The sequence below is a fragment of the Amphritea sp. genome, from assembly GCF_050300915.1.
Taxonomy (GTDB): Bacteria; Pseudomonadota; Gammaproteobacteria; order Pseudomonadales; family Balneatricaceae; genus Amphritea.
Window position 1 is genome coordinate 55,960 of record NZ_JBNKYN010000002.1, and the last position, 25,183, is coordinate 81,142.

Genomic DNA, 25,183 nt, shown 5'->3' on the forward strand with positions numbered 1-25,183 from the left:
TTTGTCATTTGAAACAGGCAGCGAATCAGTAAGCCTTTTTCAGTTGATACAGGAGATAAGCGGGTCGCCCTGGGCAGCAGAGCGAAAATAAACAATGCACCAGAGCAACATGCAGACTAAGACTGATCGTTTGTGAGCCAGTTATTGATTGCTGACAGGTCTTCTTCCTGTAGAGCACCAACCGCAAATTTCAGCCGCAAAACATTCAGCACGTAATCGTATCGGGCCTTGATCAACGCCTGTCTTGCATCGGAAAAGTCCTGCTCAACATCCAGAACCTCCACCAGACTATTCTGACCACTACGATAACCTGCCGACTTGGATTTCAAACGACTTTCCTGCGCCTGAAGCGATTTTTCAAGTGCGCCAATCTGCACAATGGCTTCGCTGATGCGGTGATATGCATCATGAGTGGAACGTTCAACCATGCGCTGCTTATCATTACGATCCTCAAGCACACTATTACGCTTTTCGATTGCCTGACGCACTTTCGCAGAGGTTTTGCCGCCAGAGTACAGAGGGACATTCAACTGCACGGTCACTTCGGTGGTATCGATATCACTGGTACCACCGAAGGGGGATCCCTCCTTGGCTTCATTACCATGGGTCAGGAGCAGATCAAGGGTTGGATAGTGGCCACCGCGCAACGCCTTGATCTCTTTATCCGCCTCGTTTAGAGAGAGGTTAAGCGCTTGTAATTCGGGGTTGTTTTTTGCAGCAAGTCTGACCCATTCCTCTGGATCAGATGGCACGGGCATTTCAAGTTTGACATCACTTCGCAACCGGGCCAGATTGCCCGGCATTGAGCCTAAAGATTCTCGCAATGCATACCGGCTATCCGTTAAGCGACTTTGCAGTTCGATCTCTTTACTCAGGGCATTAAGATAACGTGCAGAAGCATCCTGCAGATCAACGGTTCTTACCAGCCCCGTTTTATGTTTCTTTTCGGACACTTCAAAATGCTTAAGCATCGCTTTCTTTTCGGCTTCAATCGCCTGCAGCTGATCACTCCGCTCCAGAACCAGAAAATAGCTTTCTGACAGCCTTAATAACAGTTGTTGTTTGGAGAGTTTATATTCGACCTCGGCCCGGCTAGCGCTGATTTTTGACTGGTCGTAACGCTGCCACCGGGAATAATCAAATATTGATTGAGTGAGTGTCAGTCCGTATCTATCGGTAGGGTAGTCAGCAGAGCTACCATAAAAGACAGCGTTATCGGACTCGTTTATGGTCTGGCTGGTCTCTTTATGTTCATACTGGAAGGAGATAGTAGGAAGGAGGTCTGCACGACTTAAGTTGATAATCTCCTGATCCGCGCGGAGTTTGTGATATGCAGAAAGGTATTTGGTGTCATTCTTTTCGGCAACTTTCCAAATAGCCATCAAGTCCTCAGCCTGAACCTGAGTTGAACAAATCAATGCCGAGCAAAAACCCGTACTCGCCAGAATACGGATTAATTTATGATTAAGCATGTCACCCCCCTGCAACCTCATCCTGAGGTTTCACTCACCATCAACCATGCGGTGAGCTAACATCCCTGTTTCTAATTAATTTTTATTGATCTGAAGAACAGCATAGATTAGTTCCGTTAAGAGTCCATTATGGTCAACAAATATACAAAACTCAAACAATAAAACGGTTGTATGACTGGCTGTTTATGGGTTGCACAATAAAGCGATACGAAACAAGGAATTAGGAAAAAAACCTGCAAAAACAATATATTAAGAAAATCTAATATTACGCACTGTTAAATTACACTAAGTGATGTCAAGCCCGCGAATCATACACAGACACGACCGTTACCATCTGGCAACAGGCTCCTAAAGAACAATTATTAACCAGCAGTCCTTAGCAGACAATCACCACAGGAAGAGGAGCAGACACAAAAAAGCAGGCGCCATCAGCAACGACGCCTGCTGCAACAAAATATACCTGACAATGCCCCCTCAGACTCTAGGACTTGTGTGACGTTTTACCGCGCAGCTTTTTCAGTTTACGTTTTTTAGCCCGATTGCTAAGGCCTTTAGATGGTTTTCTCGACAGCCGGATCACTTCCAGCTCAGACTCGCTCAATCGTGAACCTCCGGCATTGTCAGGCCGGGCCTCTAACTTCTGCCGCGAGCCTCTATCCGTTTTCGCTTCGGCTGAACGTTTACGGGCAGGCTTAGCCGAGGGTTTTCGCTCTTTCGATGCCCCCCAGGGAGTTTCGCTCTCTGCACCGTTACGCGGTGCTGACCGCTTGGGCCTGGCTGATCCCGTTCTTTCTGGCTCGGAGCGGCCTGCACCCGGCCTGTCAGAGTGACGGCTAGCTGACGGTTTGCGTCCCTGGCGACTTTCCAGCTCGGCCATCGCAATCTTACCGGAGCGCAACAGCTCCCGCTTACTCAACCGTTTAGGGGCCGCTTTGGTCTCGCCCCCGGCATCGCCAGACAGCTGCTTATCGGCGGCATCCAGTTTTTTCACCAGATCAAAATCAATTTTACGATCATCCAGATCTACTCTGGCGACCTGCACCTGCACCCGGTCACCCAGACGGAAAGACTTCCCGCTACGCTCACCATACAGGCGCTGCAGTGCGGCGTCGTAGTGATAGTAGTCCCCCGGCAGGGCCGAGATATGGATCAGGCCTTCAACATAAACCTCCTCCAGTTCGACAAATACGCCAAAACCGGTAACCGCAGAAATAACCCCGCTGAACTCCTCACCAACACAGTCCTGCATATACTCGCATTTCAGCCAGGCCATCACATCCCGGGTGGCATCATCGGCACGCCGCTCGGTCATCGAACAGTGCTCACCCAGTTCGACCATCTGTTCCATGGTATAGCGATGCATAAAGCGCTTATCAGGCCGGAAATTAGCCGGCCGGGTGATATGACGGCTATCACTATCGGAGTGAATCAGGCCGCGAATCGCCCGGTGCACCAGCAGGTCAGGATAACGGCGAATCGGCGAGGTGAAATGGGTATAGGCCTGATAGTTGAGACCAAAATGCCCTTTATGCTCAGGACTGTAGACCGCCTGCGACATTGAGCGCAGCATCATCACCTGGATAACATGTGTATCGGCACGCCCCTCCAGAGATTCAGACAGCGCCTGATAGTCCGGCGGGGTGGGCTCATCACCACCGCCCAGACTCAGCCCCAGCGGCCCGAGATAGGTACGCAGTGACTGTAGTTTTGATTCTTTCGGGCCATCGTGCACCCGGAACAGTGCCGGCTGCTTCAGCTTTTGTAATATTTGTGCAGCAGCAACGTTGGCACAGAGCATACACTCCTCAATAATCTTATGAGCATCATTACGCACCACCGGAATGATCTTTTCGATCTTGCGCTCTTCGCTGAACAGAATCCGGGTTTCGGTGGTTTCAAAGTCGATCGCACCCCGCTCTTCCCGCGCCTTGCGCAAGGCACAATAGAGCTCATGCAAAGTTTCAATATGCGGCACCACCTCAGCATACTGCTGACGCATCGCGGCACCGAAATCGGAATCAGGTTCCTCCAGCATCGCCCCTACCTTGGTGTAGGTGAGTCGGGCTTTAGAACGGATTACCGCCTCATAGAAGGTATAACCACTGAGATTACCGCTGGCGCTGATAGTCATCTCGCACACCATCGCCAGACGGTTAACATCGGGGTTCAGCGAGCAGAGTCCATTGGAGAGCATCTCCGGTAGCATCGGCACCACAAACTCTGGGAAGTAGACAGAGTTACCCCGTTTGTGCGCTTCAACATCCAGCGGCGTGTCAGGATGCACATAGGAGGAGACATCGGCGATGGCGACCCACAACCGCCAGCCGCCGGAACGTTTCGCTTCACAATAAACCGCATCATCAAAATCTTTGGCATCTTCGCCATCGATAGTCACCAGCGGCAGGTCACGCAGATCGACCCGGTTTTCGATGGCAGAATCAGGCACTTCAGGGCCAAACTCACTGACCTCCTGACGAATCGCATCGGTCCACTCATTGGGAATATCATAGTTATGGATGGCAACCTTGATCTCCATCCCCGGCGCCATATGATCACCCAGCACTTCGGTTACCCGTGCCGTGGCTTTGGCCCGTTTTGACGGTGGTGTAATCAGTTCAACCACCACCAGCTGCCCCTGTTTGTAGTCAATACCACTGTCAGGGTCGGGCAGAATCTGAATATCATTGGTAATGCGCTGATTTTCCGGGGTCATATAGCCAAACCCGCCATGCCCCTGAAAACGGCCGACCAGTTTGCGGGTTTTGCGTTCCAGCACCTCTATGATGGTGCCCTCGGTGCGACCTTTATGGTCTTCGCCGGTGGCCCTGACCAGCACCCGATCACCATCAAATACCTGGCGCATCTCCCGGGCTGAAAGGAAAATATCCTGATTCCCTTCATCGGGAATCAAAAAGCCAAAGCCATCCCGGTGCCCCATAACCCGGCCAGCCACCAGGTCCAGCTTACTCAACAATACATACTGGGCTTTGCGGTTGCGCATCAGCTGACCATCCCGCTCCATCGCCCGCAGGCGACGACGCAGGGCTTCGGACGTCTCTTCATCCTCAATGTCCAGCAACGCTTCCAGCTGCGGCCGGGTGAGAGGCTCACCCTGCTCAGCCAACAGCTGCATAATCAGCTCCCGGCTGGCTATCGGTCGATCATATTTTTCCGCTTCGCGGTCGGCATAAGGGTCTTCAGAAAAGTGCTTTGAATCAGACATTAATCATCTTCTGTTATATCCGTTTTGAATAACTATACTCCAACCATTGCTGAATCTGGAGCGTTTTCCCGTACCTGCAGTTTAGTCAAACAATTACAAACCGGGGGATGTTCAGATGGCCAGACGAAGAAACAAAAAAACCGGCTATCCGCCGGCTTTTTTACAGAACAAAATGCAACTTACGGCATTTCATCGATCTCATCACCATCCGGCTTCTCTGGCGGAATAAGATCCTCTTTACAGATACCCAGCAAAATCAGGATATTTGCAGCCACATAGATAGAAGAATAGGTACCGATAAACACACCCACCAGCAGCGCAACCGCAAAACCAAAGATCATCTCGCCACCAAACACCGCCAGCGCTACCAGCACCAGCAACGTGGTCAACGAGGTTACCAGCGTACGACCCAGGGTCTGACTCAGGGAGACGTTCATGATCTCAATCGGCTCACTCTTACGCATCCGGCGAAAGTTCTCCCGGATACGGTCAGACACCACAATGGTATCGTTAAGCGAGTAACCGATCACCGCCAGAATCGCGGCCAGCACCGTCAGGTCGAAGTCCAGCTGCAGTACCGAGAAGAAACCCAGCACAATCAGCACGTCATGGGCCAGCGCGGTCACAGCACCAATAGAGAACTTCAGCTGGAAGCGGAAGGCGACATATACCATCACCATAAACAGCGCCAGCAACATACCTAAACCGCCCTGTTCACGCAGCTCCTCACCCACCTGAGCGCCCACATACTCATTACGACGCAGGGTTAGCTCCTGAGTTTCACCGCTCTGCAATGTTTGCAACACGGTATCCCCCAGCTTGGGATCGTGAGCAACCCCCATGCGGATCAGGATATCAACCGGTGAACCAAAGGTTTGCACGATGGCATCTTCATAACCGGCTTGCTGCAATTTATCGCGAATGCCATTAAGGTCTGGCTCCTGCTGATAACCCACTTCGATCAGTGAGCCACCCGTGAAGTCCAGGCCAAACTTAAGCCCGTTGATCGCCAGCGAAGCAACCGAAATCAGCAGCAAGGTGATCGAGAAGGCGGCGGCGATCTTTCGCAGCCCCATAAAGTTATAGATTTTTTCAGTCGTCATCTTACTCTACTCCGTCAGATCGACAGTTTCTTCAGCGCACGACCGCCGTAGACCAGATTAACCAGCATCCGGGTGACCATGATCGCAGTGAACATGGAGGTCAGGATACCGACCGACAGGGTAATCGCGAACCCTTTCACCGGGCCAGAGCCCATCGCGAACAGAATCACAGCCGCCAGCAAGGTAGTGATGTTAGCGTCAAAAATCGTTGAGAACGCCCGGTCGAAACCGGCACTGATGGCCGACTGAGCCGGCATACCGTTTTTCAGTTCCTCCCGTATTCGCGAGAAGATCAGCACGTTCGCATCCACCGCCATCCCCACGGTCAGCACAATACCCGCGATACCTGGCAGGGTCAGAGTTGCCGACATAATCGACATCACCGCCAGCAACAATACCAGGTTAAAGCTCAACGCAATATTCGCCAGCAGACCAAACACCCGGTAATAGGCAACCATAAACAGCAGCACCAGGGCAAAACCGATCTGCACCGACATCATGCCCAACTGGATATTCTGCTCACCCAGGCTTGGACCGACAGTCCGCTCCTCGACAAAGTAGATTGGTGCCGCCAGCGCACCGGCACGCAGCAACAGCGCCAGTTCAGAAGACTCAGTGGCACTATCCAGCCCGGTGATACGGAAGCTGGCACCCAGAATGCTCTGAATAGTTGCCAGCGAGATGATCTTCTTCTCGACATAGGGGATCCGCTTCGCCACCTGCTCGCCATCGACGGTTTCGTAGACAACACGGCTCTTATGCTCGACAAACAGCACCGCCATGCGTCGCTTGATCGCATTCTTGGTAGTCCGGTTCATCATCTGGCCACCCTTAGCATCCAGAGAGATATTCACCTGCGGCTGGCCATTCTCATCAAACGATGACTGGGCATTAGACACGCTGGAACCAGTCAGAATTACGTCTTTTTCCAGGGTGGCCTCACGATTTGAATCACGGAACTCATAGGTTTCAGTGGTCACCCGGGGGGCATCTGTTTTAGCTTCCAAACGGAATTCGAGGTTTGCGGTTTTACCAATAATCCGCTTAGCCGCAGCGGTATCCTGAATACCCGGCAGCTGCACCACGATACGGTTACGGCCCTGGCGCTGCACCAACGGCTCGGCAACGCCCAGCTCGTTAACCCGGTTACGCAGGGTGGTCAGGTTTTGCTTGATTGCGTAGTCTTCGATCTCACGGATCTTGCTTTCCTGCAGGTTGATAGTGAGATAGAACGAACCATCCAGGTCTTCGGTATTGATGAGAAACTCGGAATAATCTTTACGCAGCAAAGCGGCAGCCTGATCACGAACATCCGCAGCAGCAAATTTGAGTTCAAGACTGCCATCTTCACGATGTTCGACTGAACGATAACGCAGCTTTTCGGTGCGCAGCTTGGTTTTAATCTCGCTGACATAGACATCCAGACGCTGCGCCACCGCAGACACCATATCCACCTCCAGCAGGAAGTGCACCCCGCCACGCAGATCGAGGCCCAGCTTCATCGGCCCAGCCCCCAGAGAACGCAACCATTCCGGTGTCGTGGGTGCCAGGTTAAGAGCGACGACATAGTCCTCTTTCAGCGTCTGACTGATAATCTCTTTCGCTTCAAGCTGAGTACGACTATCGTTAAAACGCAGCAACCCGCCTTTATCCGTCAGCTCTTCGCCTTTAACGCTGACATCAGCCTGTTGCAACGCTTGCGTCACCTGATCCAGCAGCGGCTGGTTAACAATATTCGACTCCCGTGTACCGGAAATCTGAACAGCATAATCGTCTGGAAAAAGGTTGGGCGCGGCGTAGATGCCACCGATCAGCAATACCAGCACGATCAGCACATTTTTCCACAGTGGATATTTATTGAGCATGGCGCTCTGTCCCTAACTAGCCCGGACATCAGAACAAACGTTTTCTAGCAAAAAACGCTCACTTCCGACCGGGCACCATTGTTTAGATTAAAACAGCTAAAAAAACAAAGTCTGCAATTAACAGACGCTGTTCCACCACATTTGAAAAACGCCACGATAGTGGCGTTTTGTTATGGATTTGTTACTAGATCTGTTTAATGGTGCCTTTTGGCAGCGCAGCACTCACATGAGTCTTCTGGAAAGTCAGCTCAGTGGTGTCGTTTACGCTCAGTACGATGTAGTCATCATTCAGACGAACCACTTTACCGATCAGACCACCGGCAGTGATCACTTCATCACCTTTACTCAGCCCGCTCAGCAGTGCTTTATGCTCTTTAGCCCGTTTGGCTTGTGGGCGCCACATGAACATATAAAAAATAACACCGAAGCCAACCAGAAAGATCAGATTGAACATACTTGGATCCATACCACCTGGTGCGGCAGCATCTGCTGCTTCAGCTGTAGCGATTAAAAAGCTCATTAAGGCCTCTCCTAATACTTAATAAAATCAATAAATTAAAGTCAAACTTCAACGTTAAGAGGCGGTGTTTCCATCCCCTTAAGATGGTAGAACTGGTCAACAAAGTCGTCCAATTTACCCTGTTCAATGGCCTGACGCAATCCAGCCATCAGCTCCTGATAGTAGTGCAGGTTATGGATCGTATTCAGCTGTGAACCGACGATCTCCTTACACTTATCAAGATGATGCAGATAGGCACGGCTAAAATTCTGGCAGGTGTAGCAACTGCACTGTTCATCCAGCGGACGGGGGTCGGTTTTATTCGCCGAGTTACGCAGTTTGACCACCCCGTGACGGGTAAACAGGTGGCCGTTACGCGCATTACGCGTGGGCATCACGCAGTCGAACATATCCACACCGCGACGCACACCTTCAACAATATCTTCCGGCTTGCCGACGCCCATCAGGTAGCGGGGCTTATCCTCCGGCATTTTATACGCCAGATGGTCCAGTACCCGGATCATCTCCTCTTTCGGCTCGCCGACCGACAGGCCACCAATGGCATAGCCATCGAAGCCGATCTCATTCAACCCGTCAATGGATTCATCCCGCAGATGGGGGTACATGCCACCCTGAACAATACCAAACAGCGCCGACGGGCTATCGCCGTGAGCTGCTTTTGAGCGTTTTGCCCAGCGCAGAGAGAGCCGCATAGAATCTGCCGCTTCAATCTCAGTGGCCGGGTATGGGGTACATTCATCGAAGATCATCACAATATCGGAGCCCAGATCACGCTGCACCTGCATCGATTCTTCCGGCCCCATAAACACTTTGGAACCATTCACCGGTGACTGAAAGTGCACCCCTTCCTCGGTAATCTTACGCATCGCCCCCAGGCTGAACACCTGAAAACCACCGGAATCGGTCAGAATTGGCCCCTTCCAGTTCATAAAATCATGCAGATCGCCATGGGCTTTAATCACCTCAGTGCCGGGACGCAACATCAGATGAAAGGTGTTCCCCAGAATAATCTGCGCACCGATCGCCTCGATATCCTTCGGCAACATCCCCTTAACCGTGCCATAGGTGCCCACTGGCATAAACGCAGGGGTTTCCACATCACCGCGGGGAAAGCTTAAGCGGCCGCGACGGGCTTTGCCATCGGTCGCCAGGCGCTCAAACTTCATAAAACATTCTCTGGTCACAATCGGTCCTAAATAAGTTACCTGAACTCAGGTTCAGCCCTGGGAGTTGCGATCTTCTCCCTTATATAAGGCTGAATAAATTAAATTAAAGGCTAATCACCGTTTTTTCACGTAAGTCGCTTAGCCGTTGTCCGTCTTTTTCGACAGAAACATCGCATCGCCATAACTGAAGAAGCGATAGCGCTGCGCGACCGCCTCCTGATACGCCGCCATCATCTGCTCATAACCGGCAAACGCTGACACCAGCATCAGCAGAGTGGACTCCGGCAGATGGAAGTTAGTGATCAACAGGTCCACGGTACGAAACTCATAGCCCGGGAAGATAAAAATATCCGTATCACCAAAAAACGGCTGAATCTCTCCGGTTTTACTGGCGGTTTCCAGACAGCGTACCGAGGTTGTGCCCACCGCCAGCACCCGTTTACCCCGTGCTTTGGTATCTCTTACCGCCTGACAAACAGCTTCCGGCACTTCGATATATTCAGCATGCATCTTATGGTCCTGAATATTTTCGACTTTGACCGGACGAAAAGTACCCGCCCCTACATGCAGGGTAACGAAGGCTTTATTAACTCCCTTCTGTTCCAGCTTACTCAGCAAGGCTGCATCAAAATGCAAACCCGCCGTCGGTGCAGCCACGGCACCCGGCTTTTCGTTATACACCGTCTGATAGCGTTCGCGGTCGGAAAGTTCATCTTCGCGTTTCATATAGGGCGGTAGCGGCATATGTCCGAACTGCTCTAAGGCTTCAATCAGATGGCCTTCAGCCAGATCAAACTCAAGCTCAAACAGATCATCGTGGCGGGCGACCATGGTGGCCTTCAGGCCACCATCCATGGTCAGTTGGGCACCCGCTTTGGGCGACCGGCTGGAACGAATATGCGCCAGCGCAGAACGCTCGTCGAGCACCCGTTCAATCAACACTTCGATCTTCCCGCCGGAGGACTTCTCACCGAACATCCGCGCCGGAATCACCCGGGTGTTGTTAAACACCACCAGATCGCCGGGTTCAAGCAGATCCAGAACATCGAAAAACTGCCGATGCTGAAACGCGCCGCTATTACCGTCCACACAGAACAAACGACTGTCGCTGCGCTTTTCCAGTGGATAGCGGGCAATCAGCTCGTCGGGAAGATCAAAATGAAAATCTTTAACCTGCATAGAGAAACGTTAACCTGAGACGCAATAATTAGCTGAAACCGGCTGTCCCATCTTTGCACAGCCGATAAAAAGGGTGCGTATCCTACCCGATTTGCGGCAAAACTTCAGCTAAATTACACGATGAAAGATGATCTCAGGCACTCAGCCGATAAAACTAACAGATCAGACAACGGGAAGGCCGGGCTACGCTGCCTGCTGCTCCACAGGTTCAAGCAGTACCGCCGGTAAACGCACCCAGAGATTCAGCAAGCAGAGCCCGCTCATGGCACACACTGCAACGATTTCAACACTGCCCGCCAGCGATATAACAAACGCAAAACTGCTGTAAAACTTAGCCAGCCACCAGGAACCGATATCCAGCCACAAGGCGATCCACCCCGCCGTGATCAGCAGGGTTTTAATCCATGGGCGATAACTGCTGTATGCCATAATCAGCGACACGAGCACCAGAAACACAGCGATACCAAACAGGTGAATATGCGCGGTTCTTGCCATCTGCGTCCAGCTATACCCACCTTCGGTATATTGCACAACATCCTCATAGCTGCTGAACGGCATCGACGGCATCGCATTACTCATCTGCGAGCGGCGACTATGACACTTCTGGCAGTCTTCACCGAGGATATACATCACCTCATCTTTGAAGAAAGCATCATTCTTCGCCCCGGCGGCAATCCATTTAGCGATCACATCAATATCACCATCCTCGGTGACATATTGATACATCGGGCCTTTCATCGCTGAGATCAACGGTGAGTCGCTGTAGTGTGACTGAATCCGGTCCATCGCAGGAATATTGAAGCCCCGATCATGCTGCGAATAGAGTAAACCGATCAGGGTTACTGCGCTGAGCGCCCCCAATAGAACGGTAATCAGAAACCCGGACAGTCCCAGCTTTGCCGAAAAATTCAGTGTCGCAATACGCATAGATGCCCCCTGATAAAGAACCTCAAAAAAACAGACAACGCCCCCTGACAGAGGGCAGAGTCTTTCTATTTGAAACCGGTCGTTACAACGATCAGGTTACTGAAAAATCAGATCATAGGCGCCTTCGTGGTAGAGATGATCAATCTGTGAATTATCAAACACCGAGATGCCGAAGTTATAAACCTTAGTGAGGTCACTGAACTGCACATCCTGAATCTCAGCCTTATCGCCATGGGTCACCAGTGCCCGTTTGATTTCGATGCGCCACTTGCCATCCTGCCACTCCCCTTTCGCCCAGATATCACCCCGTGAGCCGGTGAAGGGTTCAGACATGATGCCGGGGATCCGGTCACCCTCTCTAAACGTATCAACGAACGGAGTTTTCTGCGAAGGGGTAATGGTATAGCCATCCACACTGCCCTGTGTGCGATTCATAAAGGCAGGCCCGGTCTTCTCAGCATTGATATTGTCAACATAACCACCGCCGGTTTTACTATCGCCATGCCGTCCCCAGTTGCTGTTCACGGCGGGGTCATTAACGCTATCCACATACTGATCATCAATCAGCCCCAGCGGATTCATACGGACACTTTTCCAGTGCCACATATCGATGGTCTGACCCTCCCGGGTATATTTACGTCCCGGCGCTTTGCCTTTCTGATCAAAACCATTAATTTTGCCGTCATCATCCTGCATATGGCAGGCAACATCACAGCCCTTCTTAGCAAAGCCCCGGGCGTTAATATTCCAGAAAAGAGCCAGCTTATCTTCATAGTAAAGGTTGTCGTGGCCGGTCTGATCCTTGCCTTTTAACTGTTTCCAGGTGCCGTCGGCCTGTTTTTCCCAGGGGAAACGGGCAAGGCTTTTCGTGGGGTCATCATACTGAAGCAGAAAATAGACGAAATTCTCATCATAAAGCGATTGCAACATCACGTTGGTGCTGGTCATCCCGCCATAGTTGTCCGCTTTATAGGGCATATTATCGAGCCGGACGCTTAGTACGGGAGCCTTGTCCCAGGCTGATTCGGCCAAACCATCGAGAACAATGGTGCTATCGGTTTTGACGCTGGTCAGCGTCGCATTGGCCGCCTGTACTGCACCGCTTATCGTGGTAGATAAAACACCGCTCAGGATGAACAGCGAGCTGACATAACCGCCAATCGGGGTTTTAATGAAACGTTTCATACATTGATCCTCAGGCTGAGTGAAGCAGACGAACGCCCTCCCTGTTTTTTATCTTATCCATTATGTATAGCTAAGTTCATAAACGCGCCAAACGCGACCTTCGCACACAAATGGGCGCATATTTATCGTGCCCAGTCACCTGAGCAGAACCCCTCATCAACACAACGTGAATGATCGTTGTAACTTAAGAGCCCCTACAATTTGTCCGTCTTACTCGGTCGCAGATGCAGGTACAATGCCGCTCCTTCTTTAGTTACCCCTGATTAATAACACCAAAGGCTGCGGATTTACGTTCCGACTGGCTGAGGAGAACCCATGTCACAGACTATTGTCTGCGCAATGTATAAATTTGTTGCGCTGGAAGATTTCGAAACCCTGCGTGAACCCCTGTATAAAGTGATGCTGGATAACAATGTACGCGGCACCCTGCTGCTCGCCAGCGAAGGGATTAACGGTACCGTCGCCGCCAGCAGGGCGGGCATTGATGCCCTGCTAAACTGGCTGCAAAGTGATCCCCGCCTTGCCGATATCGTCTATAAAGAGTCGATAGATGACAGCAACCCCTTCCACCGCACTAAGGTAAAGCTGAAAAAAGAGATCGTCACCATGGGCGTAGAGGGGATCGACCCGAAGCGGGTGGTCGGCACCTATGTTAAACCTCAGGACTGGAACGCGCTGATCTCAGACCCGGAGGTGGTGCTGGTGGATACCCGCAACGATTACGAGGTTCAGGTGGGCACCTTTAAAGGAGCACTCAACCCGAACACCGAAACCTTTCGCGAATTTCCTCAGTATGTGAAAGAGCATCTCGATCCAGAGAAAAACCGTAAAGTGGCGATGTTTTGCACCGGCGGTATCCGCTGCGAAAAGTCCACCGCTTACCTGAAAGAGCAAGGTTTCGATGAGGTCTATCACCTGGAGGGCGGCATCCTTAAATACCTGGAGGAAGTACCCCAGGAGAACTCCCTCTGGGAGGGTGAATGCTTCGTGTTTGATAATCGGGTGACAGTCAATCATCAGCTGGAGAAAGGCAGCTACGATCAGTGCCACGCCTGCCGCCTGCCCCTGACTGCGGAGCAGATGCAGAGTGAACAATATCAGGCGGGTATCAGCTGCCCTAACTGCTATGACCGCCTTAGCGATGAACAGCGCGAGCGCTTTATTGAGCGGCAGAAACAGATGCAACTGGCAGAGCAGCGCGGTGAAGCCCACCTGGGTGCCGACGCCAACGATACCAGCAGCAAACGCCGTCAACTGAAACTGCAGGAACGTCTGGCACAGCAGGAAAAGAGTTAAAAGTTAAACACGGATTAACAGGGATCTGTGCAGGCAGATCCCTGTTTAATCGGCACGACTAACCATCAAAACGATAACCCACACCATGCACCGTGGTGATAATGCGCGGCGCTCTGGCATTCAGCTCAATCGCCTTGCGCAGCTTGGATATATGCTGATCCAGCGTACGGCTATTGGCAAAATAGTCCCGCCCCCAGCAGTGGTTGAACAGCGCATCACGGTCCACCACCTTGCCTTTCAGTTCATATAACAGCCGCAGAATTTTCACATCCCTCAGGCTTAACTCAATCACCTGATCACCGCGCAGCGCGCGAAACTCAGAGGGTCTGATCTGCAGGTCATCCATGATAAAACTGTCATCTTCAGCTATGTTCGCTAGCGGACGCTGAGAGCGTCGTGTCACTGCCCGTATCCGGGCGATCACTTCACGGCTGCCAAAGGGTTTTTTGATGTAATCATCAGCGCCTAACTCAAGCCCCAGTACCTGATCGATCTCTTCCGATTTTGCACTGATAAAGATCACCGGCAGCACTTCATTGTGCTGACGAATTCGCCGACACACCGCATAACCATCCTGTTTCGGCATCATGATATCCAACAGCACCAGGTCAGGCTGATGCTGCAGGTATAACTGCCAGGCCTGATCACCATCCGCCGCCGCGATACACTCATACCCTTCAGACGCCAGTAAGGTCGTCAATCCCTGGCGGATATGCAGATCGTCTTCAGCAATTAACAGTTTCATATCCCTTCCTGTCTAATAATCCGGCTTTCTGTCCCGCAGCTCAGTTGAGAGCGCAACCGGGGTTGCCAGCGTCAGTAAAAAGCTGGCTCCGGAGGTTTCTGCTGAGCCTCGCGGCTCAACCCTCAACTCGCCCTGATGGGCCCTCGCCAGGTCACGTGCCAGCCCCAACCCAATCCCCGTACCACTGACGCCCTCGGTCAGCTTCTCACTGCCCCGGTAAAAAGGCTCAAACACTTTGTCTGCGTCATCCACCGGGACGCCGGGGCCATAATCGCGAACCCGGATATAACTCTGCAAACAACCAGACCGCTCCTCTTGCCAGCTACTGATATCAACGAAGCGCCCCTCTGAGGCATATTTTTCACAGTTGCTCAGCAGATTATTCAGAATCTGCTCCAGCGCTTCACCGTCAAAATAACATAGCTGCTTAGCTTCAGCGGTAAAGCGGATACTTAATGCCCGCGCACTTAAGACCGGCGTAAACAGTTCCACCACCTGACCAATACAGTTATCGATAACCCCTTGCTGATATCTGACACTGACGCCCTCCCGTTTTGAACGTGAAAAGCTCAGCACATTCTCAATCAATCGGGACAACCGCCCCGCCTCACTCGTGATCACCCCCAGATAACGTTGCGCTACCAGCTCATCATCGGGTAGCTCCTGCTCTAACATCTCGGTATATAAGCGCACATTCGTCAGCGGGGTTTTCAGCTCATGGGACACCTGATTAACAAAATTAACCCGCTGCTCCGCCAGCCTCAGCTCGCGGTTATGCTCGCGATACAACAGGTAAGCCAGCGTCGATAAACCCGCGGCCAGCAACACCAGCAACACGATCAGCCCCAGCCATCCAGTGCTGGCCACCGGTAGCTCGGAGGTATAGTAGGCCAGATGCCAGCTCGCCAAAGGATGACTCAAAGGCACTGTTTGCAAGGGTTTCTGCCCACTCTCAGCGACCTGCCCGCCACCCCAGCTATAGGCGATTTCGCCCCGGTCATTCAGCAGACGGATCTCACTGTCCATCTGCGGCGCGATCGACACATCCGCCGCGACACCGGCAACCGTGCTGGACGGCAGCAGATCGATCAGATCCGATAGCAGCCGCGCGGAGTTCAGCGCAAACCCCACGGTATTGCCGTCACTATCCTGCAACCAGAAAATCTGTTGCAACCCCACTTCGGCGTACCAGGCGATCCAGCCATGGGGCGGTTCCGGCGCGTTCAGCCCGGCAGACTCAGATAACCCCTGCGCGGCAACATCGCCACCATACTGGATTTTTTTCGCCACCGAGCTGTTCAGTCTGGCGCTCTTTAACTTGTCGTTGCTCCCACCGGTATATTCCTGACTTATCCCGCCCACCGGATCCACTGCTGGCATGGTAAAACGCTCAGGCTGGCGCAGCAGATTACGGGTGAGCGCGACAAACTCCTGCTCCTGATGATTCAACGGCTGATCTGAGGGAGGAAACAGACGCTCGCCGCTGGGCGATAGTACGAAGAGCTGTTTTACTGCAGCCGACTGCTGGATAAACCGGCGCATCGCTTCAACCCGGTATTGCCCTGCGGTTTCCTGCCGCAATGTTTCTGCCTGACGAATAAAAAGCTGCTGCAGGCGGAAAAAATGTTCCTGAAACTGCGCATCAATACTCTGCAACCGCCCGGTTGCCAGGTTACTTAACTGGTGCGCGACAACCTGCTGCTGATCCAGCTGCAAGCGCACGCCAAACCAGGCCAGCAATAGCAGAGGCAGGGCGATAATAACGGCGAGTAATAGGGGTGTTCGTCTGTTCACAGATCCTTCCGGTGGTGTGGGCGGGGATTAAACCCTGAGGTTCAATCCCCCCGGTCACACTATTTATATCGGCGTATTAATACGCCTGCTGGGTGGCGCGCTTATACTGTCGTGCCTTCAGCTCTTTACGTTGTTTATTCCAGTCTTGTTCCAGTTCCAGAGAGTCGGCATCCTGCAGGGCTTCCGCTTCCTGTTTCTGCAACTTGGGTGAGTTCAGCGACTCGGCCTGAGACCCCAGATAGGATGCGCTATCCTGAAGAATCTTTTTAGCCCCTTCCAGGTCACCGCTGTCCCGTGCCTTAATCGCATCACGACTATATTCATTAGCCACCTGCTCAACCGCCGCTTCCAGTGTTTTATCATCCCGGGCGGCCCTGACCTCCTGCTTTGAGCCACTGAAACGGGCGACGCTCTGGCCGGATAACTGCTCTTCGTTCTGGGTAAACAGGTTATCGTAGTGCACCTCCACCGCCACCAGCTCAAGCTCTGTTTCAGCCAGCTGTTCGGGGACTTCAACCTCAAGAATAACGAACTTTTCCTGCTCGCTATACAACTGATTCAGGCGGGTTGTCACCCGGTCGCCAATAATCTCACTTTTACGCCCTAACAGACGAATGGGCTTTACACCGTTGCGACAACGGATCTCAATATTGACCCCCTGAGCTACCACGGACAGCACATCACCAAACTCATACTGAAATACAGACGCCAGATCTTCAGCGTTTTCGACAAACGCGTGATTACCATCGCTGTAACCCGCCAAACGGGTCATCAGGTCTTCGTTATAACCAAGGCCCAGACCTATCGTGGTGACACTGATCCCCTCTTTCGCCAGCGAAGCCCCCAGCTCCCCCAGTTCAGACGCCGACTGCGGGCCAACATTAGCCAAACCATCGGAGAGTAAAATAACCCGGTTTACCCGGTTCCGGCTGAGAAAAGTACGCAGCTCGTTTGCCCCTTTACTCACGCCAGCAAACAGCGCGGTATTACCATCCGCCTGAATATGACGGATTGCAGCATAAATAGCCTGCTGGTTATGTACTGCGGTCGCTGGCACCACCACCTGCACCTGAGAGTCGTAACTCACCACCGAGACGATATCCCGTTCATCAAGACGCTTAATCGCCATGATAGCGGCTTCACGGGCATACTGAATTTTATCACCGTCCATGGAACCCGACTTATCCAGTACAATCGCCACATTGGCCGGTATCCGTGCCTGTTTATCCTGCTGCTTAAAGCCTTCCAGCGATACTTTAATAAACGCCCGGTGACTTTGCCCCGCTTCCATCACCGGAGTTGCCAGATTAATATTCAGACTCACCTGATTAGCCTCGGCCAGCAACGGCAACAGGCTGAGTAAAAACAATCCGAATGATTGCAGCGTTCGTCTTAGCATATAGTTGTCAGATTGAGAGTTCATGATCACATTCCTGAGTTGAGAGTATAGTGGAGCCCTTCCACCGTTGTATTGACTCTACGCTCAGTCAGACAGAGAAAAGTCAGATCAGGTTATCGATTTTGTAAGAAATTTGTAAAATCCAAACCCCTTATTGTAAGAGCTCTTTAATCGAGCCTCATCAAGCAAGCCTCAGGCCTGATGACACAGCTCGATCCAGCGTTCAATCCCGGCGCTGCGATATTTATGCTTGTTGATCACCAGATACAGCTGACGACTAAAATCACGTCCGGCGACCCGCAAGGGCACCAGGGTTTCCAGGTCAAACGACTCTTGTAACGCGATCCGCGATAAACAGCCGATTCCCAACCCCTGCGCCACCGCCTGTTTAATCCCCTCTGCGTGCTCCAGTTCCAGCAACACATTCAGGTTGGGCAATAAACCATGCAGTGCCCAGTCAAACGCCTGCCGGGTGCCGGAGCCCTGCTCGCGCAATATCCAGCGTGCCGAGAGCAGATCAGTATCACTCAGCTGATGCTTATGGGTTAATGGATGGTGCGGCGCACAGAACACCTCCAGCCGGTCACTCAGCCAGGGAATCACCTCCAGATCAGGGTGTTGCACCTCACCTTCCACCAGGCCGATATCCAGATCAAAATTGACCAGCCGGGCGGCGATAGCCGAGGTGTTGGCCACCTGAAGGTCCAGCTTCGCCCGGGGTTGCTCATCAAGATAACGGGCGATCAGCCCCACCGCCAGATAGTTACCGATGGTCATGGTGGCGCCAATCTTCAACTGCCCCACCGCCTCATGCTGCGCCATATCCTGTTCCAGACTGCGGGCCCGTTCTAGCAATGCCTCCGCCCGGGGACGCAGCAACCGCCCCAGCTCATTAATCTTCAGCCGCTTACCCACCCGGTCAAACAACTGGATATCAAACTGTGACTCAAGATCACGCAATGCCCCACTGGCCGCCGACTGCGACATCGACAGACTCTCCGCCGCGCGGGAGATATTGTCGAAATGGGCGACCGCCAGAAACACCTCTAACTGCCGTAAGCTATACTTCATAACCTGTTTTTCCGATAACTGTTACCATAATAAGCGTCTTTAACAATATAGCAGAGCGATCTACTATGCACTCAGGAAATAGATAACCCCTTTTTTATAACCTGAATCAACAGTGTTATCCGTCGAATAAGTGTGAGGTAGTGCCATGTCAAATATCGGTCGCGAAGAGGTTCTCAGCGTACACCACTGGAACGATACTCTGTTCAGCTTTACCACCAGCAGAGATCCCGGCTTCCGTTTCAAAAACGGTCACTTCACCATGATCGGTCTGGAACACGAAGGCCGCCCGCTGATGCGCGCCTACAGCATTGCCAGCGCCAATCACGAAGACCAGTTGGAGTTTTTCAGCATCAAGGTCCAGGACGGCCCGCTGACCTCTAAACTGCAGAGCATTCAGGTCGGCGACCAGATTCTCATCAGCCGCAAGCCCACCGGCACCCTGATCAATGATCATCTGCTGCCAGGCAAGCATCTCTACCTGATCAGCACCGGCACCGGCCTGGCGCCGTTTATGAGCATCATCAAAGACCCGGAAATCTATGAGCAGTATGACAAAGTGATTCTCACCCACGGAGTGCGTCAGCTGTCAGAACTGGCCTATGCCGATGTGATTCAGGAGCACCTGCCCAGCAACGAATACTTCGGTGATATGGTTAGCGACAAGCTGCTGTACTACCCCACCGTCACCCGCGAACCGTTCCGCAATCAGGGCCGGCTGACCGACCTGATCGCCACCGGCAAACTCACCCGGGATCTGGGCCTGCCCGACCTGAGCCTTGAGAATGACCGGTTTATGATCTGCGGCAGCCCCAGCATGCTCAAAGACACCACCCGTCTGCTGGACCAGATGGGGTTTGAAGAAGCCCGCTCCGGCGATGCGGGACACTATGTAATTGAACGCGCCTTTGTCGAACGTTGAAATCAGGACTTTGTCACAGCCTCCTGCTTGAATGAAGGGGCTGTGACGCAACGATTTCAAAGATATTTCACTAATCGCATTGACCGGCCGAAAACGAGACGTATAATACGCTCCACGTTTGTGCCAGTGTGATGGAATTGGTAGACATAGGGGATTCAAAATCCCCCGCCCTTAAAAGCGTGCCGGTTCGAGTCCGGCCACTGGTACCACGAACAAATAAAAAAGGGTCCTGCATTGTAGGGCCCTTTTTTATTTGTTCTTGAATCGTCGGACGAGAACCGGAGGTTCGACAAAGAGTTTCCAGGAAACTCTTTGGACAAGCCGCTTGCGGCGCAGCCCCAAAGGGGTTGTTGCAGCCAACAAGCTGCAACAATCAATCCGGCCACGTTTTTAGCCTCGTTACTCTTTAACCTAAAGAAACGGGGCTTTTTTGTGTCTGAAATTTGGGCAGGAAACACATAGGGGATTCACTTTCTATAAGATCTTTGCCCGCCCATAAAAGCGTGCCAGCTCGACTCCGGCCACTGGTACCACGAACGTGATAGAAAAGCGGAGCTGAAAAGTTACCGCTTTTTTTGTGTCTGGAATTTGAACAGAAAGACGTAGGGGATTCACTTTCTAAAAGATCTTCGCCCGCCCTTAAAAGCGTGCCGGTTCAAGCTCTGGAATCGGCGGCCACTGGTTATTAAATAAATTTGTCCCCTTTTTCAGAACGTTCCCTTCTTAAGCTAACCATTTGTTATTTATTGAAAATTCGTGGGGATACCACAGACACTGACCCCAAATATTACAAATATTAGAGTTTTTACACTGCCCCCCAATATTACGGAAATGATCAGACCACTGGTATATGCCCACAGCTGGATTCACAAAGAAGTGAACACTTGATAAAGGTTGATTTTGCATTAAGTTGTGAATACGATAAGTAGCATTTTGAGGCGTAGAATTAAATGTCTGTCGAACGCTATAGTCACGTCGAATCTCGAAAGCGCGAAGGCGCTCATTACACTCCCGTAATTTTTTCTGATTTCATATCCGAAAACATCATTTCTAACGCTAAGCTTGGGAAAACAGTTAAGATTGTGGATCCTGCTGTTGGTGATGGAGAGCTATTAATAAGCTTAATCAAAAATCTTAAGCTTCACGGCATCAGCAATATTGAAGCTCATGGATTTGATACTAACCCAGTATCAATCGAAATAACCAGGGAACGCCTAAAAGAATCCCACCCGGATATAACACCTTTCTTGCATCATAAAGACTTTCTACAAGCTTGCTTGGAAAAAGGCGGACTGTCTGATTCAAAAGATCTATTCGCTTCAAGTAACATACCGGATTTTGACTTATTAATTGCAAATCCCCCCTACATTCGAACACAAGTACTTGGTGCTGAACAAGCCCAATTATTAAGCAAAAATTTTGGACTTAAAGGTCGCGTAGACATATACCAAGCTTTCTTAGTTGCAATGAAATCTGTATTAAGCCGTGACGGAATAGCCGGAGTTATTGTATCAAACCGATTTCTTACTACTAAAGGGGCAGGTAAATTTCGCGAGATACTTTATAATCAGTATGAAATAAAAGGCATATGGGACTTTGGCGATACAAAAGTATTTGAAGCCGCAGTTCTTCCCGCTGTGATGTTACTCTCCCCATGCACAAAGAAAAACAATTCACACGTTCCCTTTCTATCAGCCTACATTGATGACAAAAACAAAAAAACAGATCTACCCTTCGTTGAAAATCAAATAGATGCACTAAGATATACTGGGACTGTACGTTCAAAACAAGTTAATTACAAAGTAAAAAATGGACACTTAACATTTGACTCTAAGCCGTCCGACTTATGGCGACTTCAAGATGAAGAGTCAGAAGAATGGTTAGGCAAAGTAGCGAGCAACACGTGGTGCTCTTTCAAAGACATCGGAAAGATTCGAGTTGGCGTAAAAACAACGGCTGATAATGTATTCATTAGATCAGATTGGGAGTCTGATATTGGCTATAAACCAGAATTACTACTACCGCTAACAACTCACCACGTAGCTAACCGTTTCAAATGCACCGAAGACGACAAGAAGGCTATCTTGTATACCCATACCGTAGTTGAGGGTAAACGAAATGCATACAATCTTGACGACTTTCCACTAAGTAAGAAATATCTTGAAGATAACAAGGAACAGCTTGCTGGAAGAAAGTATGTGATCGAAGCTAATAGACAGTGGTTTGAAATTTGGGTCCCACAAAACCCTTTATTTTGGTCAGAACCAAAAATCATATTCCGAGATATTACCGAGCAGCCAACCTTTTGGATGGACAACGATGGAACCGTTGTTAATGGCGATTGCTACTGGATGCTGAAAGACAATAAGGATGCCCCGAACGATATATTATGGTTGGTGCTGGCCATTGCAAACTCACGCTTCATAGAAGATTTCTATGACATTAAGTTTCAGAATAAGCTTTATTCTAATAGGCGGAGATTTATCACCCAGTACGTCGAGCAATTCCCAATACCTGATCCTAGCCTGACGAAATCAATAGAGCTAATCACCCTAGCAAAGCAGTGTTACGATGAAAATGATGAAATAAAGCGCGGTATAATCGAACAAAAAATTGACAAAATAGTATGGTCAATATTCGATGTACCGCACATTGAAAATATTATGGATTAAACACTGACCGCCCATAAATATCGTCAAAAAATGCCATAGGAATCGACCTTTGACATTTGTAACTTTTATCAGAAACATAGGTAAAGTGCAGCCCAAGCTTACTACCCGAACACAGAATCCCACCTACCACTAGATTTGTATCTGAATTAGTTAAAGCGATAAAGTAGCGCATGTTTCGCGTTGTAAAGCCATCGCAACCTGGAACAGCCACTTCAAACTCTGGGCTATACATTCCCAAGTCTACAGTAGCGGAATCTTGAATCTTAACCTCTAAAGCCTGATTGCGAATATCAGGATAGCCACCCGCCAACAACTCACCATCTTGGACGTTATAACCAAGTGCTTTAGCAAAGATCCCTTCTAACATCTGGCCGCGGCTTTTTGTTGCCGCTGACTCTATTGTTAACCCAATTATTTGATCCTGAATAATATCTTTGATTGTTGATAACGGAAGTAATGAGTCTTTGGTCGGCTTATCGTGGATACTATACTTAGACAAATTTGAAATATTTGAAGAACACCCTACACTCACAGGGTCGTCATAAAAAAAAATGTTTTCAGGGTTAGCTAAAACTGATCGCCGCGCTGATGACGAAATTATAAGTTGATGCTTAACTGTAGGCTTTCCGAAAACCCCAAACTTATTCACAACATAGTCAGGTGTTAAAACTGCTACAGCAGTAATAAGACTCGTCAAAGGTGAAACTTTAACCAGAACAAATCGAACTTCGCCAGACTGAAGCGTCTCACCAGAAGTGTACTCTACCTGAACTGACTCAGAGCTTGGGTTTCGATTCCATACCTGTAAATTGTACGATCTCCCACTGGTTGCGATATACGTATCAACATATTCCAGTAATATTTTTGGTACACCCTTTGGGGGAATTACTTCAAAAGTATTTCGTGATGCACCATCGGGCGCACTGTTCGCCAGCAAGGTCGAAGCAACTAGCTTTCTTAAATTGGAGCCATCCGTTCTTGACTTGCCAGTTAACTCAAAACGCTGCCCAACTAGAACATTTAGTTTTTCTGCTAATTCTCTCGGCGGGGTTAAAAAACTTTTTTCTTTTGGTGGAACTTTTAACTCACCATCCATGTAGCTCACTCCGAATTATTGCTTAGCAAGGTTGGAACATCAACGCCCAAAGCTGAAGCAATAAGTTCGAGTGAACTAAGAGTAACATTTCTCTCGCCGCGCTCAACCGCCCCTATATAGGTTCGATGTAGGCCGCATTTATCAGCAAGCCCTTCTTGCGACAGCCCCATTTCATCACGTATTTTTTTGATATTGTGAGAAAGGGTTTGAGTTATGTCGGTGCTAGGCTTTCGCATTGTCGTTCCGCAAAGGTTTGTGCAACATTTCAACGCGATTGATGCCTATAGGTCTACAGACTATAAGTAGCATCACAAATAGGTAAAAAAGAGGACAGATTTATTTATTGAAGTCAGACGACCATTCTCTTTCTAAGTTTTATCGTATCCCGGCCCAAAACCTCAACCAATCACGCAGGCAATGGAAACTCACCATCGACTTCAAACTGTAACAACAGGTGGTGTCAGGCTGAGTGTTGGTAAACGAGGCGGCAGTATAGAGTGCGGCGCATATTCCTGACTCCATTGAATGGGCAGAGCGATACTGAAACGCTTCCACTCTCGCATCTGCGCGCCAAGCGTCTGCGACGGGGCGTAATCCCGGGGATGGGTGAGCTGATTGGTATAGTCCTCAAAGGGTGGATGCTGAAGCTGTATCCCCCGTTGAGCACTGTAGCCGATGGTAAACAGTGTATGCTCTGTATTGAGTCGCTTAGCGGGTGGTTCGCCCTCCATCGCCCGCAGGAAAACAAAGCGGTAATAGGCTGACATGAGTGCATAAAGCACTATTTTGACAATATATGTGCATAATGATCATAAACGACTATCTTTTATCAGCCGTCGACCTGCTGATAGAAGAGCCTTCCACCACAGAGAACACAGAGAATGAGAAAAGGGTGCGCCCTTATTTATTAAGAGAAGAAAGGCAGACTCTGTACACGACAGTTCTTGTTTGAGTTGACCTGCATTAACGATGCGCATAGTTACATATTGAGGCAATATGCTACACTTAGCTATAAACAACATTGATTAGCAGGAGTGTGTCATGTCCACCGCAAACTTACGTCTTGATCAAGAGCTAGTCTCTAACGCCAAAATTATGGGTGAAGTCATGAGTCGTTCTGCTGCCAAGCAGGTTGAACACTGGGCGAAGATCGGTCGTATCATGGAAGAAAACCCGGATCTGACTTACGAATTCGTGCGCAACGCTATGATCGCAAAGGCTGAAGCTGATGCAGGTCTGGTAGAGGAATACCAGTTTGGCTGAGACAATCAGGATTCTGCAGACCCGCTCTTTCTCTAAAGCAGTCAAAAAGCTCAAAGCAAACCAGAAAAAAGACTTAGACAGCGCCGTCAAACAACTACAGATGACCCCGGAGGCCGGAGAACAAAAGAAAGGTGATCTGGCTTATCTGCGTGTATATAAGTTCAAAATGGTGAGTCAGCTCACACTTCTGGGTTACAGCTTCGAAGAGGGCGAACTGACACTACAACTGATCGCTCTGGGCAGTCATGAAAATTTCTACAGGGATCTTAAGCGTTAACGACAGACAGT

General features: G+C 50.4%; 21 protein-coding genes and 1 tRNA gene. 6 read left to right on the plus strand and 16 right to left on the minus strand.

Annotation, left to right across the window (positions count from 1 at the left end; translation table 11 throughout):
* Window positions 1-116: 116 nt before the first annotated feature.
* The 9 genes from ACQY8X_RS00745 to ACQY8X_RS00785 form a co-directional block, all read right to left on the minus strand.
* Entirely contained in the window at window positions 117-1,493 is a 1,377-nt protein-coding gene (locus ACQY8X_RS00745) for a TolC family outer membrane protein (protein ID WP_428033225.1), read from the minus strand.
* A 460-nt stretch (window positions 1,494-1,953) separates the two neighbouring features.
* Window positions 1,954-4,695 (minus strand): ribonuclease R, encoded by a 2,742-nt coding sequence (rnr, locus tag ACQY8X_RS00750; protein ID WP_428033226.1) that lies wholly within the window; start codon window positions 4,693-4,695, stop codon window positions 1,954-1,956.
* 179 nt (window positions 4,696-4,874) lie between these two features.
* Window positions 4,875-5,798, minus strand: coding sequence for a protein translocase subunit SecF (gene secF / locus ACQY8X_RS00755; RefSeq protein WP_428033227.1), 924 nt, complete (start codon window positions 5,796-5,798; stop codon window positions 4,875-4,877).
* Window positions 5,799-5,812: 14 nt separating this feature from the next.
* Entirely contained in the window at window positions 5,813-7,663 is a 1,851-nt protein-coding gene (gene secD, locus ACQY8X_RS00760; protein ID WP_428033228.1) for a protein translocase subunit SecD, read from the minus strand.
* A 184-nt stretch (window positions 7,664-7,847) separates the two neighbouring features.
* Entirely contained in the window at window positions 7,848-8,183 is a 336-nt protein-coding gene (gene yajC / locus ACQY8X_RS00765; protein WP_428033229.1) for a preprotein translocase subunit YajC, read from the minus strand.
* 41 nt (window positions 8,184-8,224) lie between these two features.
* On the minus strand, window positions 8,225-9,349 hold the full coding sequence (gene tgt, locus ACQY8X_RS00770; protein ID WP_428033230.1) for a tRNA guanosine(34) transglycosylase Tgt: 1,125 nt from the start codon (window positions 9,347-9,349) through the stop codon (window positions 8,225-8,227).
* Between the two features lie 138 nt (window positions 9,350-9,487).
* Entirely contained in the window at window positions 9,488-10,528 is a 1,041-nt protein-coding gene (gene queA / locus ACQY8X_RS00775; RefSeq protein WP_428033231.1) for a tRNA preQ1(34) S-adenosylmethionine ribosyltransferase-isomerase QueA, read from the minus strand.
* A gap of 183 nt (window positions 10,529-10,711) precedes the next feature.
* Window positions 10,712-11,455 (minus strand): hypothetical protein, encoded by a 744-nt coding sequence (locus tag ACQY8X_RS00780; RefSeq protein ID WP_428033232.1) that lies wholly within the window; start codon window positions 11,453-11,455, stop codon window positions 10,712-10,714.
* Window positions 11,456-11,551: 96 nt separating this feature from the next.
* On the minus strand, window positions 11,552-12,640 hold the full coding sequence (locus ACQY8X_RS00785) for an ethylbenzene dehydrogenase-related protein (RefSeq protein ID WP_428033233.1): 1,089 nt from the start codon (window positions 12,638-12,640) through the stop codon (window positions 11,552-11,554).
* Window positions 12,641-12,955: 315 nt separating this feature from the next.
* On the opposite strand from ACQY8X_RS00785, the gene ACQY8X_RS00790 reads away from it, so the two are divergent.
* Entirely contained in the window at window positions 12,956-13,936 is a 981-nt protein-coding gene (locus tag ACQY8X_RS00790) for a rhodanese-related sulfurtransferase (protein WP_428033234.1), read from the plus strand.
* 58 nt (window positions 13,937-13,994) lie between these two features.
* On the opposite strand, the gene ACQY8X_RS00795 is transcribed toward ACQY8X_RS00790, so the two are convergent.
* The 4 genes from ACQY8X_RS00795 to ACQY8X_RS00810 form a co-directional block, all read right to left on the minus strand.
* Entirely contained in the window at window positions 13,995-14,681 is a 687-nt protein-coding gene (locus ACQY8X_RS00795) for a response regulator transcription factor (protein ID WP_428033235.1), read from the minus strand.
* Between the two features lie 12 nt (window positions 14,682-14,693).
* On the minus strand, window positions 14,694-16,475 hold the full coding sequence (locus tag ACQY8X_RS00800; protein WP_428033236.1) for a sensor histidine kinase: 1,782 nt from the start codon (window positions 16,473-16,475) through the stop codon (window positions 14,694-14,696).
* A 76-nt stretch (window positions 16,476-16,551) separates the two neighbouring features.
* Window positions 16,552-17,898: a vWA domain-containing protein gene (locus ACQY8X_RS00805; protein WP_428033237.1), complete on the minus strand. Its 1,347-nt coding sequence runs from the start codon at window positions 17,896-17,898 to the stop codon at window positions 16,552-16,554.
* 168 nt (window positions 17,899-18,066) lie between these two features.
* Window positions 18,067-18,945, minus strand: a complete 879-nt coding sequence (locus ACQY8X_RS00810; protein WP_428033238.1) for a LysR family transcriptional regulator — start codon at window positions 18,943-18,945, stop codon at window positions 18,067-18,069.
* Between the two features lie 145 nt (window positions 18,946-19,090).
* Between ACQY8X_RS00810 and ACQY8X_RS00815 the strand changes: the two genes are divergently transcribed.
* The 3 genes from ACQY8X_RS00815 (at window position 19,091) to ACQY8X_RS00825 (ending at window position 22,536) form a co-directional block, all read left to right on the plus strand.
* Complete coding sequence (locus tag ACQY8X_RS00815; protein WP_428033239.1) at window positions 19,091-19,864, plus strand: ferredoxin--NADP reductase; 774 nt, start codon at window positions 19,091-19,093, stop codon at window positions 19,862-19,864.
* A gap of 122 nt (window positions 19,865-19,986) precedes the next feature.
* Window positions 19,987-20,073: transfer RNA gene (locus ACQY8X_RS00820), tRNA-Leu, on the plus strand.
* 741 nt (window positions 20,074-20,814) lie between these two features.
* Entirely contained in the window at window positions 20,815-22,536 is a 1,722-nt protein-coding gene (locus tag ACQY8X_RS00825) for an Eco57I restriction-modification methylase domain-containing protein (RefSeq protein ID WP_428033240.1), read from the plus strand.
* Here the strand turns inward: ACQY8X_RS00825 and ACQY8X_RS00830 are convergent.
* The 3 genes from ACQY8X_RS00830 to ACQY8X_RS00840 form a co-directional block, all read right to left on the minus strand.
* The gene (locus ACQY8X_RS00830) at window positions 22,526-23,632 is read right to left on the minus strand and encodes a hypothetical protein (protein ID WP_428033241.1); all 1,107 of its coding nucleotides are present in this window, start codon (window positions 23,630-23,632) and stop codon (window positions 22,526-22,528) included. The two genes, ACQY8X_RS00825 and ACQY8X_RS00830, sit on opposite strands and share 11 nt — an antisense overlap.
* Window positions 23,633-23,637: 5 nt before the next feature.
* Window positions 23,638-23,868, minus strand: a complete 231-nt coding sequence (locus ACQY8X_RS00835) for a helix-turn-helix domain-containing protein (RefSeq protein ID WP_428033242.1) — start codon at window positions 23,866-23,868, stop codon at window positions 23,638-23,640.
* A gap of 201 nt (window positions 23,869-24,069) precedes the next feature.
* Window positions 24,070-24,399, minus strand: a complete 330-nt coding sequence (locus tag ACQY8X_RS00840; RefSeq protein WP_428033243.1) for an RES domain-containing protein — start codon at window positions 24,397-24,399, stop codon at window positions 24,070-24,072.
* Between the two features lie 274 nt (window positions 24,400-24,673).
* On the opposite strand from ACQY8X_RS00840, the gene ACQY8X_RS00845 reads away from it, so the two are divergent.
* Both ACQY8X_RS00845 and ACQY8X_RS00850 read left to right on the plus strand, forming a co-directional pair.
* Entirely contained in the window at window positions 24,674-24,895 is a 222-nt protein-coding gene (locus ACQY8X_RS00845) for a TA system antitoxin ParD family protein (RefSeq protein ID WP_205211825.1), read from the plus strand.
* Entirely contained in the window at window positions 24,888-25,172 is a 285-nt protein-coding gene (locus ACQY8X_RS00850; protein ID WP_299200467.1) for a type II toxin-antitoxin system RelE/ParE family toxin, read from the plus strand. The genes ACQY8X_RS00845 and ACQY8X_RS00850 overlap by 8 nt, the downstream gene beginning before the upstream one ends.
* Window positions 25,173-25,183: the final 11 nt, after the last annotated feature.